General features: G+C 47.8%; 11 protein-coding genes. 8 read left to right on the forward strand and 3 right to left on the reverse strand.

Annotated elements, in window-relative coordinates; all coding sequences use genetic code 11:
* The first annotated feature begins 31 nt into the window (after positions 1-31).
* Positions 32-2,635: a penicillin-binding protein 1A gene (locus EYQ95_RS09720; protein WP_207916326.1), complete on the forward strand. Its 2,604-nt coding sequence runs from the start codon at positions 32-34 to the stop codon at positions 2,633-2,635.
* 4 nt (positions 2,636-2,639) lie between these two features.
* On the opposite strand, the gene metL is transcribed toward EYQ95_RS09720, so the two are convergent.
* Positions 2,640-5,087, reverse strand: a complete 2,448-nt coding sequence (gene metL / locus EYQ95_RS09725; RefSeq protein WP_111915932.1) for a bifunctional aspartate kinase/homoserine dehydrogenase II — start codon at positions 5,085-5,087, stop codon at positions 2,640-2,642.
* A 145-nt stretch (positions 5,088-5,232) separates the two neighbouring features.
* Here metL and metJ point away from each other — a divergent pair, with 145 nt between their 5' ends.
* Positions 5,233-5,574 carry a met regulon transcriptional regulator MetJ gene (gene metJ / locus EYQ95_RS09730; RefSeq protein WP_111915931.1) on the forward strand — a complete coding sequence of 114 codons (342 nt, stop codon included), beginning with the start codon at positions 5,233-5,235 and terminating at the stop codon, positions 5,572-5,574.
* Here the strand turns inward: metJ and EYQ95_RS09735 are convergent.
* Positions 5,571-6,845, reverse strand: coding sequence for a malic enzyme-like NAD(P)-binding protein (locus EYQ95_RS09735; protein ID WP_111915930.1), 1,275 nt, complete (start codon positions 6,843-6,845; stop codon positions 5,571-5,573). The genes metJ and EYQ95_RS09735 overlap by 4 nt on opposite strands.
* 261 nt (positions 6,846-7,106) lie before the next feature.
* Here EYQ95_RS09735 and EYQ95_RS09740 point away from each other — a divergent pair, with 261 nt between their 5' ends.
* Entirely contained in the window at positions 7,107-8,087 is a 981-nt protein-coding gene (locus tag EYQ95_RS09740; RefSeq protein ID WP_111915929.1) for a class I SAM-dependent methyltransferase, read from the forward strand.
* A gap of 72 nt (positions 8,088-8,159) precedes the next feature.
* Here EYQ95_RS09740 and rpmE read toward each other — a convergent pair whose 3' ends face one another.
* The gene (rpmE, locus tag EYQ95_RS09745) at positions 8,160-8,372 is read right to left on the reverse strand and encodes a 50S ribosomal protein L31 (protein WP_111915928.1); all 213 of its coding nucleotides are present in this window, start codon (positions 8,370-8,372) and stop codon (positions 8,160-8,162) included.
* 282 nt (positions 8,373-8,654) lie between these two features.
* Here rpmE and priA point away from each other — a divergent pair, with 282 nt between their 5' ends.
* The 5 genes from priA (at position 8,655) to hslU (ending at position 15,246) form a co-directional block, all read left to right on the forward strand.
* Positions 8,655-10,865 carry a primosomal protein N' gene (gene priA / locus EYQ95_RS09750; RefSeq protein ID WP_111915927.1) on the forward strand — a complete coding sequence of 737 codons (2,211 nt, stop codon included), beginning with the start codon at positions 8,655-8,657 and terminating at the stop codon, positions 10,863-10,865.
* 83 nt (positions 10,866-10,948) lie between these two features.
* Complete coding sequence (gene argS / locus EYQ95_RS09755) at positions 10,949-12,697, forward strand: arginine--tRNA ligase (RefSeq protein WP_111915926.1); 1,749 nt, start codon at positions 10,949-10,951, stop codon at positions 12,695-12,697.
* Between the two features lie 141 nt (positions 12,698-12,838).
* Positions 12,839-13,282 carry an SPOR domain-containing protein gene (locus tag EYQ95_RS09760; RefSeq protein ID WP_207916332.1) on the forward strand — a complete coding sequence of 148 codons (444 nt, stop codon included), beginning with the start codon at positions 12,839-12,841 and terminating at the stop codon, positions 13,280-13,282.
* 75 nt (positions 13,283-13,357) lie between these two features.
* Positions 13,358-13,897, forward strand: coding sequence for an ATP-dependent protease subunit HslV (hslV, locus tag EYQ95_RS09765; protein WP_111915924.1), 540 nt, complete (start codon positions 13,358-13,360; stop codon positions 13,895-13,897).
* Positions 13,898-13,899: 2 nt separating this feature from the next.
* Entirely contained in the window at positions 13,900-15,246 is a 1,347-nt protein-coding gene (gene hslU, locus EYQ95_RS09770; protein ID WP_111915923.1) for an HslU--HslV peptidase ATPase subunit, read from the forward strand.
* Positions 15,247-15,267 lie beyond the last annotated feature (21 nt).

Raw genomic sequence — 15,267 nt, forward strand, 5'->3', positions numbered from 1 at the left:
CAGATAGCTAGGCGATTGCGGACTCTCACTTGTGTTGAAATTTCTAAAATTCTTTTTTGTTTCCATCTTTACTGTCGGTTTTATCGGTTTTTGTGCCGTTTTAGGCCTTTATTTTTACGTTAAACCGGAACTTCCGAGTGTAGAAACCTTACGCGACGTTGAGTTTCAAACACCGATGCAAGTGTATAGTGCAGACGGGAAATTGATTTCTCAGTTCGGCGAGCACCGCCGTATTCCGGTTACGTTTGAAGAGCTTCCACAAGACTTAATCGACGCAGTTCTAGCCACTGAAGATGCGCGTTTTTATGACCATTTCGGGGTTGACCCTATTGGTGTTATGCGTGCCGTGCGCGTACTGATTACGACCGGTTCAGCCCGTGAAGGTGCAAGTACCATTACCATGCAAGTGGCGAGAAACTTCTTCTTGTCGCGTGACAAAGTGTTGATGCGCAAAATTAAAGAAACCTTTATTGCCCTTCACATTGAAAGACTGCTTAGTAAGCAAGAGATTCTAGCGCTTTATATGAACAAACCTGGCCTCGGACACCGGGCTTTTGGTGTGGCTGCTGCTGCGGAAGTTTATTATGGTCGCAAACTCGACGAATTAACGCTTGCTGAATTAGCAACTATCGCGGGTTTATTCCAAGCGCCATCTGCGCTTAATCCTATATCTAACCCAGAACGTTCGGTGCAGCGTCGTCGCATCGTGCTAGGCCGAATGCTCGCCATGGAATATATCACCGAGGCTGAGTACGAACAGGCTTACAATGCTCCGGTAACAGCACGCTACCATGTGCCAGAAGTAGAAATGAGTGCGCCATATATCGCGGAAATGGTGCGTACAGAAATGATCGACCGTTATGGTGAAGACACTGCATATAACAGTGGCATGAAGGTTTACACCACAGTGCACTCTGAAATGCAGGCTGCCGCTGAAGCAAGTTTACGTGCCAATTTGCATGAATACGACGAGCGCCATGGCTATCGTGGTGCAGTAAGTAAACTTTGGGGCTACAGCGCGCAACAAGTTCGCGCTTTGCGTCCGGTGGGACCAATCACCGAAACGGCTCTAGCGGTAATCCGAGAGAACAACGGACAACGTTGGTCGAATGAAGACATTGTTGAACACCTCGATCGCCAACCTCGCTTTGGGCGTTTAATTGCAGCGGTAGTATTAAGCGTTGGTGAACAAGACGCGGAAGTCATGATGCGAGGTGGTGAAATTATCACCTTACCATGGGAAGCGATGAGTTGGGCTCGACCTTATCTTGACCATGACGACCAAGGTCCAGCGCCTTCAACCGCCGGAGAAATTCTAGCTTCAGGTGACCAGATTTGGTTACGTGAAGTGGAGGGCACTACTTACCTAGCGCAATTACCTGGACCTAGTTCTGCAATTGTTTCATTAAAACCGCAAGACGGCGCACTGCAGGCAGTCGTGGGTGGTTATAGCTTTAATGTGAGTCAGTATAACCGTGCAACTCAAGCTCAGCGCCAAGTAGGCTCAACGATTAAGCCTTTCATTTATGCCACTGCACTCGATCACGGATTTACGCTCTCTACCTTGGTAAATGACGCGCCTATTACACAATGGAACCCAGGCGCGGGTTCTGCGTGGCGCCCACGTAACTCCCCAGAGGTATACGACGGACCGATTCGTTTAAGAGAAGCGTTAGCACGCTCTAAGAACGTAGTGTCTGTTCGGTTGGTGCGAGCAATGGGTGTAGAAACTGTGCGTGGTTACTTACCTCGCTTTGGTTTCAACCCGAACGACCTTGCGCCGAATGAAACGATTGCCTTGGGCTCTGCTAGCTTTACGCCACTGGCGATGTCGCGTGCATTTTCAGTGTTTGCGAACGGTGGATTCTTGGTCGAACCCTACTTTATTGACCGCATCGAGAATTCGAACGGCGAAACCATATTTGAAGCTGAGCCTGTAGTTGCATGTTTAGCGTGTGAAGACGCTCGAGAAACTATTCTTGAAATGGAAGCCACCGCCGCAGAAGAAGGAACCGAGTTAGAAATTCCAGCTGAGCTGCAAGAACTTGCTGATCAAAATCTTGCGCCGCGAGTGTTGAGTAGACAAACCGCATACTTAGTTTCCAATGCTATGGAGTCTTCAATTTGGGGTGGCGGTTCATGGGCCCATGACACGGGTTGGAACGGCACAGCGTGGCGCGCACAGGTATTTAGAAACCGCGATATGTCGGGTAAAACCGGAACCACAAACGACGTGAAAGACGCGTGGTTTAGCGGCTTTGTTCGTGGTTTAGTCAGTGTTGTATGGGTAGGTTTTGATAGCTTAGACGAAGAACTAGGCCGCGTAACTTTAAATAGCAACCTCGACCGTGATCGCCAACCGATTGTGGGGTCAGAGTCGGGCGGTACTACTGCGCTACCTGCTTGGGTGCGTTATATGGAAACTGCATTACCTATGGTTGAAAGTGGGCCGCATCCACTACCTGACGGAATTGTTTCTGCGCGTATCGACGAAGAAACTGGACAGCTTTCAACACGCAATGACTACACCAGTATGTTTGAGTACTTTAAAGAAGGCACAGCGCCGAGCGAATTCGTTGAAGGAGACAACTCGGCACCGCTTATCTTTGAAGACGAAGATGAAGGTTTGTTTTAGGGGACTAGATCACCAGCTGTTGCTGAATTAGCTTCCCTAGCAGCTGGTGGAGATCAGACTGAACTCCGCCAGCAGTCACTTTTCTACCCGCACCAGGACCACTAATCACCAGCGGCATTTCGTTATACCAGTCGCTGGAAATGACAAAAATATTCTCTCCAGGAATAAGGTTTGTGAGCATGTCGGTGTTGTCGATAAGTTCTATACCTACCTTGGCATGACTGCGACCGTCGCGCACTTCAAAGCTAGCCATCAGGCGTGGAAGCTTGTTGTCTTTGCGCGCGCTGTTCCATAGCTGCTCCATCGGCTCGTCTAGTTCGCTTAAACGCTCCATGAACTCTTCTAACGGTAGGTCCTTCAAGTGTTCAGGCACCAACCCTTCTATTTCCACGTCAGACCAATCGAGCTGTGCACCGATGTCGCGAGCAACAATAAGTAGTTTGCGAACAATGTCATGACACGATAAGTCTTCACGAGGATCTGGCTCTGTAAAGCCTTCGGCTTTTGCTTTGCGAATGAGTTCACTAAAGGACTGTTTGCCATGGTCGTAATGTTCAAACAACCAGCTCATGGTGCCCGAGAAAATTCCGGAAATGCCGTGAATTTTATCGCCAGAGCGCATCAGATCGTTGATGGCATAGTTTAGCGGTAAGCCTGCGCCAACAGTGGTGTTGTATAGCCATTCGCGCTTATATTCCTGCTGAATGGTACGAATTTCCCGGTATAACGCATCTGGCGAAGAGCCTGCACGTTTGTTAGCGCTAATAACATGCATACCATTGGCAAATAGGCTTGGATACTGCTGAGCTACCGCGGAGGCGTCAGTGAGGTCCATGACAATCATTTCGTCGCAAGGAGCATTGGCAAGTTCACGCAATAGCTCGGTGAGAACGTAGGGCCGTGCTAAGCGATCAAAGCTTTCCTGCCAGTCTTGCAAGTCGACACCATTGTAATCTAGCCATAACCGTTTCGAATTAGCGACGCCCATAATTTTCACGTCTGCCGACTCATTCAGGTTGTCGCGCTGCTGGCGGAATAATTGTAGCCATTCACTACCAATATTGCCGCGGCCAAGTACCAAAATGCCAATACTCTTACGGAAGTTAAACAGTAAGCTGTGTAAACGGTTTAGCAGTCGGTTGTCGAGCTTTTGCCCTAAAATCGCAATGGCAGAATGGCCATTATCCGCTACAGCGAATTGGCGAAGCTGTTGCTCGTCTACTTGTCTTTTTAGTACCGCGAATTGGCGTGTTTCTTTAATTCGAGCGCCGACTAAAGCCACCATGCTGTAGCCACTTACTTCTTGAGCATGATGGTTGTCGTCTAGCTTCGCTAAAAAGTCGCGAACATAGTCGAGTAAGTTTTGGTGGAACGCAAAATGCTTAGCGTCGTTGTCTGTCCAGCTAATTAACGGTTCTAATTGGTTTTCCTCGAACGCCTGTAACAACGACTTTTGTTTCAGTGGAATACTAAACAGTGTTACGTCTTGTAGTGAGGTAAGTACTTTACCTTGCGCTTCGGCAAGTTCGTACTGACCAATGCGTGTTTGTTGATTCTCTACCTTCAAGCTAGAGCGCACGCTAATCACCATGCGCTCTCGGTCTACAGGCTGAAAGGTTCTAGGGTGAAGTACTGGACTTCCTAACCGTGCTAGCTCTTCAGCTTCTTGCCAATCTAATGTGGGTAAGCTAACAACGCGCTCTACCTTACGCGGGTCGGCACTGTACACGCCCGCAACGTCCTTCCAAATAGTGGTTTGCCGGCTGTTAATCAGGCTGCCAATTAACGTTGCAGAATAGTCACTACCGTTGCGGCCTAGTAATAGAGTGCGTCCAGTCCCTGCTTCTTGGCAAATAAAGCCGGTTACGATGAAGCGGGTTCCTGGGTAAGGTGCGATGCGTTCAATTAATGCTTGGCGAGAACTCTCTGTATGTATGACAGGCTCTGCAGCGTCGTCAGCAGACAAGAATGTGCGTGCATCAATATAGTCTGCGCGCGTACCTTGCTTTTGTAGCAAAGCGGCCAATAAACGTGCCGACCAAAGTTCACCGTAAGCACAAAGTTCGGCTTTCTCTATTTTCTCCTCGCCAATTAGCCATTTCCGCCAACGAACGAAGTCGTGCTCTGAACTTGCGCGCGTGTCTTGTTGTTGTCTACCGGAAAGCAGCTCATCAATTAAGCCCTGTTGATAACGCTGCAGTGAATCCAACAAAGTAGCCGCATACTCGGGCTGCTTTTCTCTGGCTTCCCATATCGCCAAAATGCGGTTGGTGGTGTCGCCTGCGGCGGAAACAATGACTAGATCAGAGCTGCCAGCATGCTCTGTAACAATACGGGCAACTCGTCTGTAGCAGAAAGCGTCTGCCAAGCTGCTGCCGCCAAATTTATGTAGGTGAACTTCATTGGCAATGCTTTCAACTCGGTCTGCGGTGACGGTCTGGCCTGTAGTCATGGATACGTTTTACCTAGCAATATGAAAAATGGAATATTTCGCATCATATCTAAAGTTGTATTCAAATAGAAGTTTAGATGGCTAAATAAATTTAATTAGGGCATAATTCGTTTTGTCATAACTTATAACGAAAGGTTTTCAAGCAATGAAATGGAACGGCGATTACATTTATCCCTATGCAGAGCATGGTAAAAAAAGCGAGCAAGTGAAAAAAGTGACGGTTTCCATTCCTTTGAATGTACTGAAAGTGCTCACCGACGAGCGCACACGTCGTCAAGTCAGTAACTTACGCCATGCTACAAATAGTGAATTATTATGTGAAGCGTTTTTACACGCCTTTACAGGCCAGCCATTACCTACCGACGAAGACTTGAAGAAAGAAAACCCGTATAAAATTCCACAGCAGGTGCGTGAAATATTAGAAGCCCAGGGCGTTCACGTGGGGCCAAATGAAATCCCTGAGCAATCTTCGGACGACGAAGACTAATTATCTAGCATGTAGTTTTCGGGTATGTCGATTCTAGCCACGCCCGACTCTACTGCTGCTTTTGCTACCGCTCGGGCAACGCGTTGACACAGTCTTGGGTCCATTGGCTTAGGAATAATATAATCAGGACCGAAAGAGAGGCTGTCTACTTGTGCAGACTTCAATACCGCAGCAGGAACTTCTTCCTTCGCTAAACTCCGAATGGCTTCTACTGCCGCCACTTTCATTTCGTCATTAATGGACGTAGCTCTTACATCTAGCGCACCGCGGAAAATAAACGGGAAGCATAGAACATTATTCACCTGGTTCGGGTAATCCGAGCGACCGGTAGCTACAATTACGTCTGAACGAGCTTCATGCGCCAATTCAGGTTGTATCTCTGGGTCTGGATTTGAACAGGCAAAAACCACAGGGTTGTCTGCCATCAGCTTAAGGTCTTCAGCCGATAGCAGGTCAGGCCCCGACACGCCTACAAATACGTCTGCACCGTTTATAACTTCCTGCAAGGTACGTTTGTCGGTGTTATTGGCAAATAATTGCTTGTATTCGTTTAGGTCTGAACGGCGAGTATGAATAACGCCTTTCGAGTCGAGCATATAAATGTGCTCGCGTTGCGCGCCACACTTAATAAGTAATTCCATGCAAGCAATGGCAGCAGCTCCCGCGCCCATACACACGATTTGTGCTTGTTCTATTTTCTTGTTGCGAATCTCGAGTGCATTTAGCAAGCCCGCAGCGGTAACAATAGCCGTTCCATGTTGGTCGTCGTGAAATACTGGAACGTCGCAGCGCTCAATCAGTGCCTGCTCTATTTCAAAACACTCTGGTGCTTTAATGTCTTCTAAATTAATGCCACCAAAGGTATTGGCAATCGAAGCTACAGTATTAATAAAGTCTTGAGTGGTGCGGTGTGTAACTTCAATGTCGATAGCATCAAGATTAGCAAAGCGTTTAAATAGCAGTGCCTTACCTTCCATGACCGGCTTTGACGCAAGGGGGCCTAAGTTACCTAGCCCGAGAATAGCAGTACCATTACTGATGACCGCAACTAAGTTGCCTTTAGCGGTGTACCGGTAAGCGTCTTCTGGGTCTGCCGCAATAGCTCGCACCGGCTCGGCAACGCCAGGACTGTATGCAAGTGCCAGATCTTTAACCGAATCTGCGGGCGTTGAAATTTCTACGCTAATTTTTCCTGGAGTTGGAAATTCATGGTAATCGAGAGCTTGTTGGCGAAAAGCAGCTTTTGGGTCGGTATTCGACGTATCGCTCATGCTGTTAGAGATCCTTAGCAGACAATAAGTTAGAAAAACTTAGACTATTCAAAGTAGTTGTTCAGTATAGAAACGCAAGTGTAATGTGTTTAGCCGAAAAAACACATCTTACCAATCTAGTTGTAAATTCAACCTTACAGAACCCGCATTCTGACTTGCTAGAAAGCGCAGAGGCGGGTATTGTGAGCCTTTGTTGTTGCCCAAGCTGGCGCGTAAAAGACCGGCGGGTATTTCATTATTTTAGACACTCGGAAGTAAACCATGAAACATTGGACTCAATTTTGGAAAGCCAGTAGATCGTTAAGTAGTTTCGCAGAAGGTAAGTCTTCGCAAGGCTACGCAGACGAAGTAAAGGCATACTGGGAAAATATTGCAAAAGATTTACCGAAAGACGCAGTAATTGTAGACGTAGGAACCGGGAACGGCGCGCTTGCAGTATTGTTGAATGACCTGAAGAAAGAAAAGAAAACTAACTGGACAATTCATGGTGTTGATGCAGCAGAAGTATTCCCTCAGGAATTAGAAAAAGCTGTTCCAGAATTTAAAGGTCGTTTCGATGGCGTTCAGTTCCACGGCGAAACCAGCATGACTAAAATGCCTTTCGACGACAACTCAGTCGACCTTATTGTGAGTCAGTTTGCGTTTGAATATGCAGACGAGAAGGAAGCATTAGCTGAAGCGCTGCGTGTATTAAAACCTTCTGGCCGCCTTGCTATGTTGGCGCATCACAAGAAATCGAATGTTCATAAGTCTACCGAAACTGGTGTTGAAGTTATCGATTATATCGTGGGTAAAACTCCGCTATTTATCCAAGCCGACTTGTTCCTGCGTTTTGCTTCTCAAGGCTTAACTCAAATGGACAAGCAGCAATTTGAAAGCACGCAAGAAGCGCAAGCGACAGGTAAAACGACTGAATGGATTGCTGAGCAAATTCGCGAGAAATTCAAAAAAGAAGAGCAAGACGTTTGGGTGACGGACATTTTGCGTCGCGTGTTTACTCTGATGGGTGCTGCTGACTCTGCTGAGAAAGCAAAACAAGCGGGTCGCGAGCTTTCAGGTCATTACGACTTGTTGTTGGGACATCAATTCCGTTTGAAAGACATGCTTGAGTCTGCGAAGACTGAAAGCCAAGTGAAGAAATTGATCACGGCTGCGAAAAAGTCTGGCGCGGAAGGCGATTATGAAAGCTTCAATGTTGAAGACGAAACCTTCGCATGGGCTGTTTCATTACAGAAGAGTTAAGTTGAAACTTAAACTGTAGATACAAAAAACGCCGCGAAAGCGGCGTTTTTTATGGAACAAGTAAAGTTAAACTTACTTGCTCTTAAGAGCGCCGAAACGCTTCTTGAAGCGGTCAACACGTCCACCAGTATCCAATACTTTCTGCTTACCAGTGTAGAACGGGTGACACTCAGAACATACGTCGATGTGAAGGTCTTCACAACGCGTAGAGCGAGTTTCAAATTTGTTTCCGCACGAGCAAGTTACATTGATTGCTTCGTACTTAGGGTGAATACCTTGTTTCATGGGTAACCTCATTTAAGGCCGCATCGCCATCCGCGCTCTCCGCGAACACCATACGTTGTTTCAATATATTGGGTGCTCATCCTGCTATACGTTCTGTAGATAGGCAGAACACAAGACTCGTCACCATTTCTAGCTAATTTTAGTATCGCTCATAAAGCGAGCGCGGATTTTACCTCACCTCATAGGTAGGATCAAGGCGATCATGAAGCGGTTTATGATTCCTTTCTTGCGCGTAAGTCGCTAGCATAAGGACATACATTCGCTTTACTTTAATTGGGTGAAATGACCGCGCCTCCTGCTAATAATCGCTTTGTTTCTGTGGCTTTGCCGGTTCCTTTACGGCAGGTATTTGACTACTTGCTGCCTGCAAACTTACCAGAACCTCCGGTCGGAGGGCGTGTTTTTGTGCCGTTTGGTCGTCGCAAGCTCATTGGGTTTGTGTTAGCGGTGGGTAGTGAAACAAGCTTTCCTGTTGAACAGATTAAACAAGTAGAAGAGGTTATTGATAGTGAGCCGTTGTGGCCCAAATCGATGTGGGACATGCTGCAATGGGCTGCGCACTACTATCATCATCCATTAGGCGACGTGCTTCAGCACGCGGCTCCCGCTCTAGTTCGGCAAGGCAAAATGCCGAAGTACGAAACAACGACTTTGTATGCGCTCACGGAAGAGGGTTCGGAAGTTATTCTTAACGACTTAGGCCGTGCGCCACAGCAGCAAAAATTACTTGCCGCACTGCAGAAAGGGCCGGTTTCTGCCGCAGGCGTGCGCGCGATAGAAGTACCTGCTGCAACGGTTAAAACACTGATCGACAAAAACTGGATAGAAGCTACAACGCGTTCCGAAACACCCCAGGAATGGGAATGTAAAGGTGCAAACGACCCATTACGCCTTAATGCTGAGCAAGCGGTTGTGGTAGCTGCCATGGCATCTGCTATTGAAAAGCATGAGCCAAAGGTTTGGTTGCTTGAAGGTGTAACCGGAAGTGGTAAAACTGAGGTTTACCTGCAAGCCATGGAGCCGGTACTAAAACGTGGTGAACAAGTGTTGGTTTTAGTACCTGAAATTGGCTTAACGCCACAAACCATCAAACGCTTTGCTAAACGTTTCGACGTGCCAATTGTGGTTTTGCATTCACAACTTACCGACACCGAGCGCCTCCAGTCTTGGTTGCAGGCGAAAGACGGTAAGGCAGCCATTATTATTGGCACTCGCTCCGCAATATTCACACCGTGTAAAAACATTGGCTTAATGATTATTGACGAAGAACACGACGCCTCGTTTAAACAGCAAGACGGGTTTCGTTACAACGCCAGAGATTTAGCGGTGAAAAGAGCCCACCAAGAGAAGTTTTCTCTAATCTTGGGCTCTGCTACGCCATCTTTAGAAAGCTTGGCGAATGTGAAAGCTGAGCGATATAGCTTGCATCAACTTACGCAGCGCGCAGGTTCAGCTCAAGCTGCGCAGCATGAAATTATCGACTTGAAACAACAGCGTATGAGCCAAGGCCTTGCCGAGCAAACCATGACTCTCATGGCTCGACACCTACAGGCGGGTAATCAAGTGCTGTTGTTTATTAACCGCAGAGGTTACGCCAGCTCTTTACTTTGCCATGAATGTGGCTGGGTAAGTGACTGTAATCGATGTGAGTCGAACATGACCTTACACCAGCAATCCCATAGCTTACAGTGCCACCATTGTGGCTCGCAGCGTCGAGTACCACGGCAGTGCGGGCAATGCGGTAGTACCCAACTCATTTCCCAAGGATTAGGCACCGAACAGCTAGAGGAAGCTTTACAGAAGCACTTCCCCGGTTATCCCGTGCTGCGCATAGACCGCGACAGCACCCGTAAAAAGGGTCAGCTCGAAACAGCGTTACAAGCCGCAACGAAAGGTGAGTACCCTATTTTGCTGGGAACACAAATGTTGGCAAAAGGGCACCATTTTCCAGACGTAACTTTAGTGGCGCTTCTCGACGTAGATGGCGCACTATATAGCTCCGATTTTCGTGCGCCCGAACGGTTAGCACAATTATTTGTGCAGGTTGCGGGCCGAGCTGGCCGTGCTGAGAAAAAGGGAACGGTACTGTTACAAACCCATCACCCCGAGCACCCATTGGTGCAGGAGTTAGTGAATAACGGTTACCGAGACTTTGCCCAAGCGGCGCTTGAAGAACGAGAAATAGCGTTGCTTCCGCCTTATTCAGCAATGGCGTTACTACGCTCAGAAGCAACGTCGATACAGGCGGCAGAAAGCTTGCTGAAAGCAATGCTGCCAGTTTTCGAGGCTTACGGTGAAGTGACTGCAATGGGGCCTATTTCTGCGCCGTTAGGTCGAAGAGCAGGGCGCTATCGCTTTCAACTGATTTTATATGCACAACAAAGGGCTCCACTGCATAAATGTTTACGTGAAGTGTTGCCCATACTCGAAAAGTTACCCGAAACACGTAAAGCAAGGTGGTCGCTCGACATTGATCCACAAGATTTTGCTTGAGTCGCGCCTTTTTTTTATGTCGCTGAACGATTAAACTAAGCGACCATTTTGAATGAATATACAACTGAGGTTTGGCTGGCGCCATGAAAGAACAAATTGAATCCCTTCTCGCGCAGGCGCTTGCGCATCTGAAATCGAATGAAACTCTACCTGCAGATGTGGAGCCACGTATTCAGCTAGACCGTCCACGCGACAAAAGCCATGGCGATTTCGCAACAAACCTAGCCTTGATGCTAGCAAAACCGGCGAAACAGAACCCAAGAGCATTGGCTGAAGCTATTGTGGCGGCGATTCCAGAGAATAACCTTCTTTCTAAGTGTGACATTGCAGGCCCAGGCTTTATTAATTTCACGTTAGACCGTGCTCAACTTATTGGTCAGCTAGAAAACGCTTGGCAAGACAGCAACCTAGGTGTTGACGTTGCGGAGCAAGGCGACACGGTTGTTATTGATTACTCTTCGCCGAACCTTGCGAAAGAAATGCACGTAGGGCATTTGCGCTCTACCATTATTGGCGACGCTGTTGCGCGTGTACTTGAGTTACAAGGCCATAAGGTTGTTCGCCAGAACCATGTGGGCGACTGGGGTACGCAATTCGGTATGCTGCTAGCGCACATGGAAGACGAGATGCAAGACCAAGCCGAAGCTCGCCTTCAGCTTGCAGACCTAGAAACTTTCTATAAAGCAGCGAAAAAGCGCTTTGACGAAGAAGAAGGCTTCGCTACTCGTGCGCGTAATTTAGTAGTAAAGCTTCAGTCTGGCGACCCACAATGCCAAGAGCTATGGCAAGAATTCATTCATATTTCATTGTCACACTGCCAAGAAGTCTATGACCGTTTAGGCGTAAAGCTTAGCCAAGCTGATGTAATGGCCGAAAGTGCATATAACGACGACCTTGCACCAGTGGTTGCTGACCTTACTGAAAAAGGTTTGTTGGTAGAAGACGAAGGCGCGAAATGCGTGTTCTTGGACGAATTTAAAGGTAAAGACGGCGAGCCACTTCCTGTTATTGTGCAGAAGAAAGATGGCGGCTATTTGTACGCAACTACCGACTTAGCCGCAGTTCGCTACCGTGTGGGTGAGCTTCACGCAGACCGCGCAATTTACGTAGTAGACGCGCGTCAGTCGTTGCACTTTGAGCAAATTTTCACAGTTTCAAGAAAAGCCGGTTACGCAAGTGACGCGGTTAAACTTGAGCACCTTGGTTTCGGTATGGTGCTAGGTAAAGATGGTCGCCCATATAAGAGCCGTGACGGTGGTGTAACCAAACTTGCAGACTTGCTCAACGAAGCTGAACGTCGTGCCCTGGAGCTAATTAGCGAGAAAGACAATGACCTTTCTGCGGCAGAGCGTTACGACGTTGCACGTGTTGTGGGCATCGCCTCTGTTAAATACGCAGACCTTTCTAAGAACAGAACTAGTGACTACATGTTCGACTGGGACACCATGTTGAGTTTCGAAGGGAACACGGCGCCTTACTTACTTTACGCGAACACACGAGTGAAGAGTGTCTTCCAAAAAGCGGGTGTAACCATGGACTCGTTGCAGGGCGAAATTCAGCTGCCAACCGAGCAAGACGAAGCACTGGCGAATGTATTAGTCCGTTTCGCTGAAACTATTCAGTCTGTAGGACAAAAAGGTATGCCGCACTTTTTATGTGGTTACTTATTCGAATTGGCGGGCGCATTCTCGTCGTTCTACGAGGCATGCCCAATTCTAAATGCCGAGGATGAAGCATTAAAACAAAGCCGTTTGAAGCTTGCTGCACTTACGCAACGCACGCTGGAAAAAGGCCTTGAATTGCTTGGCATCGAAACCTTAGAACGGATGTAAATTACTTTGGCTGTAGATTACGCGAAGAAGAAAGCCCCGAAGCGCAAACCTCCCCCGAAACGTAAGAAGTCGGTAGCAGCGAAGCCTCGAGCAGGAGCAAAGAAGAACCATAGCGGTGGTTCTCCTTTGCCGCGCGTAATTATGGCCATTATTATCCTAGTAGCATTCGTGGCTTTGCTGGTTTGGTTGAAGTCTAAAAACACCGAGCAAGCAGTGCAAAGTCAACCTGGTGCTGCGCAAGTGAATGAAGAGCCGCTTCCTGAGCCGCCACAAGAACAATGGCAATACATCGACGAGCTAGAGAACAAGGAAGTAGAAGTTGATGTTCCTGAGCGTGCAGAGTCGCACCCACGGGTGATTCAATGTGGCTCATTCCGTTCAGAAAGTGATGCTGAAGCGATGAGAGCGCAAATTGCATTTATCGGCTTAGAAGCTCAAATTCGTGCCACCGAGGGAACTTCTGGCTTATGGCACCGAGTCGTGCTTGGGCCATTTGAAAACCAACGTGCGGCACAAAGCACAAACCACCAATTACAACGCGGTGGTATGCATGGTTGCCAGATCTGGAACTGGACATTCGATTGAGCTATTGAATTTTAGCTCCCCCGCCCCTATCTCAACTTCTATACCTCAAAACGCCCATATTAGGAGTAGAGATTTATGACCACGATCGTATCGGTGCGCCGAGGAGATAAAGTTGCCATTGGTGGTGACGGACAAGTTTCTCTAGGCAACACGGTAATGAAGGGCAATGCGCGTAAAGTTCGCCGCTTGTACAAAGACCAAGTTTTAGCAGGGTTTGCAGGTGGAACTGCAGACGCTTTTACACTATTTGAACGATTTGAAGCGAAACTAGAACAGCATCAAGGTCATCTAACCAAAGCCGCAGTTGAGTTAGCCAAAGACTGGAGAACCGACCGAGCCTTACGAAAGCTAGAGGCGTTGTTGGCGGTGGCAGACAAAACAACTTCACTCATTATTACCGGTAACGGCGACGTCGTGCAGCCAGAGGACGACTTAATTGCCATCGGTTCTGGCGGACCCTATGCGCAAGCCGCTGCACGTGCACTTCTCGAAAACACGGAAATTGCAGCGCCAGAAATTGTGGAAAAAAGCCTGAGTATCGCCGGCGATATTTGTGTGTATACAAACCGATTCCAAACCATTGAAGTGTTGGATGCAGTACCTTCTAAGGAGTAATTATGTCTAACATGACACCGCGCGAAATTGTCGACGAACTTAATCGCCACATTATTGGTCAAGACGAAGCAAAACGCGCCGTTTCTGTAGCTTTGCGTAATCGCTGGCGTCGTATGCAGCTGAACGAAGAGTTGCGCCAAGAAGTTACACCGAAAAATATATTAATGATTGGTCCAACGGGTGTAGGTAAAACTGAAATAGCCCGCCGTTTAGCGAAACTAGCGAACGCGCCATTCATTAAAATTGAAGCCACAAAATTCACGGAAGTCGGTTATGTGGGTAAGGAAGTAGACTCCATAATTCGCGACTTAACCGACACCGCAGTGAAACTGATGCGAGAAACAGAAATGGCTCGCGTTAGACACCGCGCCGAAGACGCTGCAGAAGACCGTATTCTGGACGTACTGTTACCTCCAGCTAAGAAAGGTTGGCCGAGCGACGATGAAGACGACTCAAACAGCGAAGACTCTAGCCAAACACGACAAGCTTTTCGTAAGAAATTGCGCGAAGGCAAGTTAGACGACAAAGAAATTGAGATTGAAGTTTCTATGACCCAAATGGGTGTAGAAATTATGGCTCCTCCGGGCATGGAAGAAATGACTTCTCAGTTGCAGAACATGTTCCAGAACATGTCGGGTGGCAAAACCAAGAAACGCAAAATGAAGATTAAGGACGCGTTTAAAGAATTGGTTGAAGAAGAAGCTGCGAAAATGCTTAACCCTGAAGAAATTAAGGAAAAGGCAGTAGCTGCAGTAGAGCAAAATGGCATCGTGTTCCTAGACGAAGTAGACAAGATCTGTAAGCGTTCAGACTCTAGCGGAGGTCCAGACGTTTCCCGTGAAGGCGTGCAACGTGATTTGCTTCCTCTAGTTGAAGGAACAACCGTAAGCACGAAGCACGGTATGGTTCGCACCGACCATATTCTGTTTATTGCGTCTGGCGCGTTCCAAATGAGCAAGCCGTCTGACCTAATTCCAGAACTACAGGGTCGCTTACCGATTCGGGTGAACTTAAAAGCGTTAACCACAGACGACTTTGTCAGCATTTTAACTGAGCCGAATGCTTCATTAACCGAACAGTACCGTGCGCTAATGAAAACCGAAGGCGTAGACATCGAGTTCACGCAAGACGGCATTCGTCGTATTGCTGAAATAGCTTGGCAAGTGAACGAGCGCACCGAAAATATTGGTGCACGACGCTTGCACACGGTATTGGAGCGTTTGATGGAAGAGATTTCGTTCGAAGCTTCAGAGCGTGAAGGTGACCATATTTCTGTAGACCAAGCTTATGTGAATAAGTACTTGAATGAGCTTGCAGATGACGAAGACTTAAGTCGATTCATCCTGTAGGTCGTTTAAATCAGGAAGTAT

Source organism: Lysobacter sp. N42 (assembly GCF_004344885.1).

Bases quoted from the DNA above. Each gene is read 5' to 3' on its own strand.
- priA (WP_111915927.1), top strand. From the start codon at position 8,655: ATGACCGCGCCTCCTGCTAATAATCGCTTTGTTTCTGTGGCTTTGCCG.
- EYQ95_RS09740 (WP_111915929.1), top strand. From the start codon at position 7,107: ATGAAACATTGGACTCAATTTTGGAAAGCCAGTAGATCGTTAAGTAGT.
- metJ (WP_111915931.1), top strand. From the start codon at position 5,233: ATGAAATGGAACGGCGATTACATTTATCCCTATGCAGAGCATGGTAAA.
- EYQ95_RS09760 (WP_207916332.1), top strand. From the start codon at position 12,839: ATGGCCATTATTATCCTAGTAGCATTCGTGGCTTTGCTGGTTTGGTTG.
- hslV (WP_111915924.1), top strand. From the start codon at position 13,358: ATGACCACGATCGTATCGGTGCGCCGAGGAGATAAAGTTGCCATTGGT.
- hslU (WP_111915923.1), top strand. From the start codon at position 13,900: ATGTCTAACATGACACCGCGCGAAATTGTCGACGAACTTAATCGCCAC.
- rpmE (WP_111915928.1), bottom strand. From the start codon at position 8,372: ATGAAACAAGGTATTCACCCTAAGTACGAAGCAATCAATGTAACTTGC.
- metL (WP_111915932.1), bottom strand. From the start codon at position 5,087: ATGACTACAGGCCAGACCGTCACCGCAGACCGAGTTGAAAGCATTGCC.
- EYQ95_RS09735 (WP_111915930.1), bottom strand. From the start codon at position 6,845: ATGAGCGATACGTCGAATACCGACCCAAAAGCTGCTTTTCGCCAACAA.
- argS (WP_111915926.1), top strand. From the start codon at position 10,949: ATGAAAGAACAAATTGAATCCCTTCTCGCGCAGGCGCTTGCGCATCTG.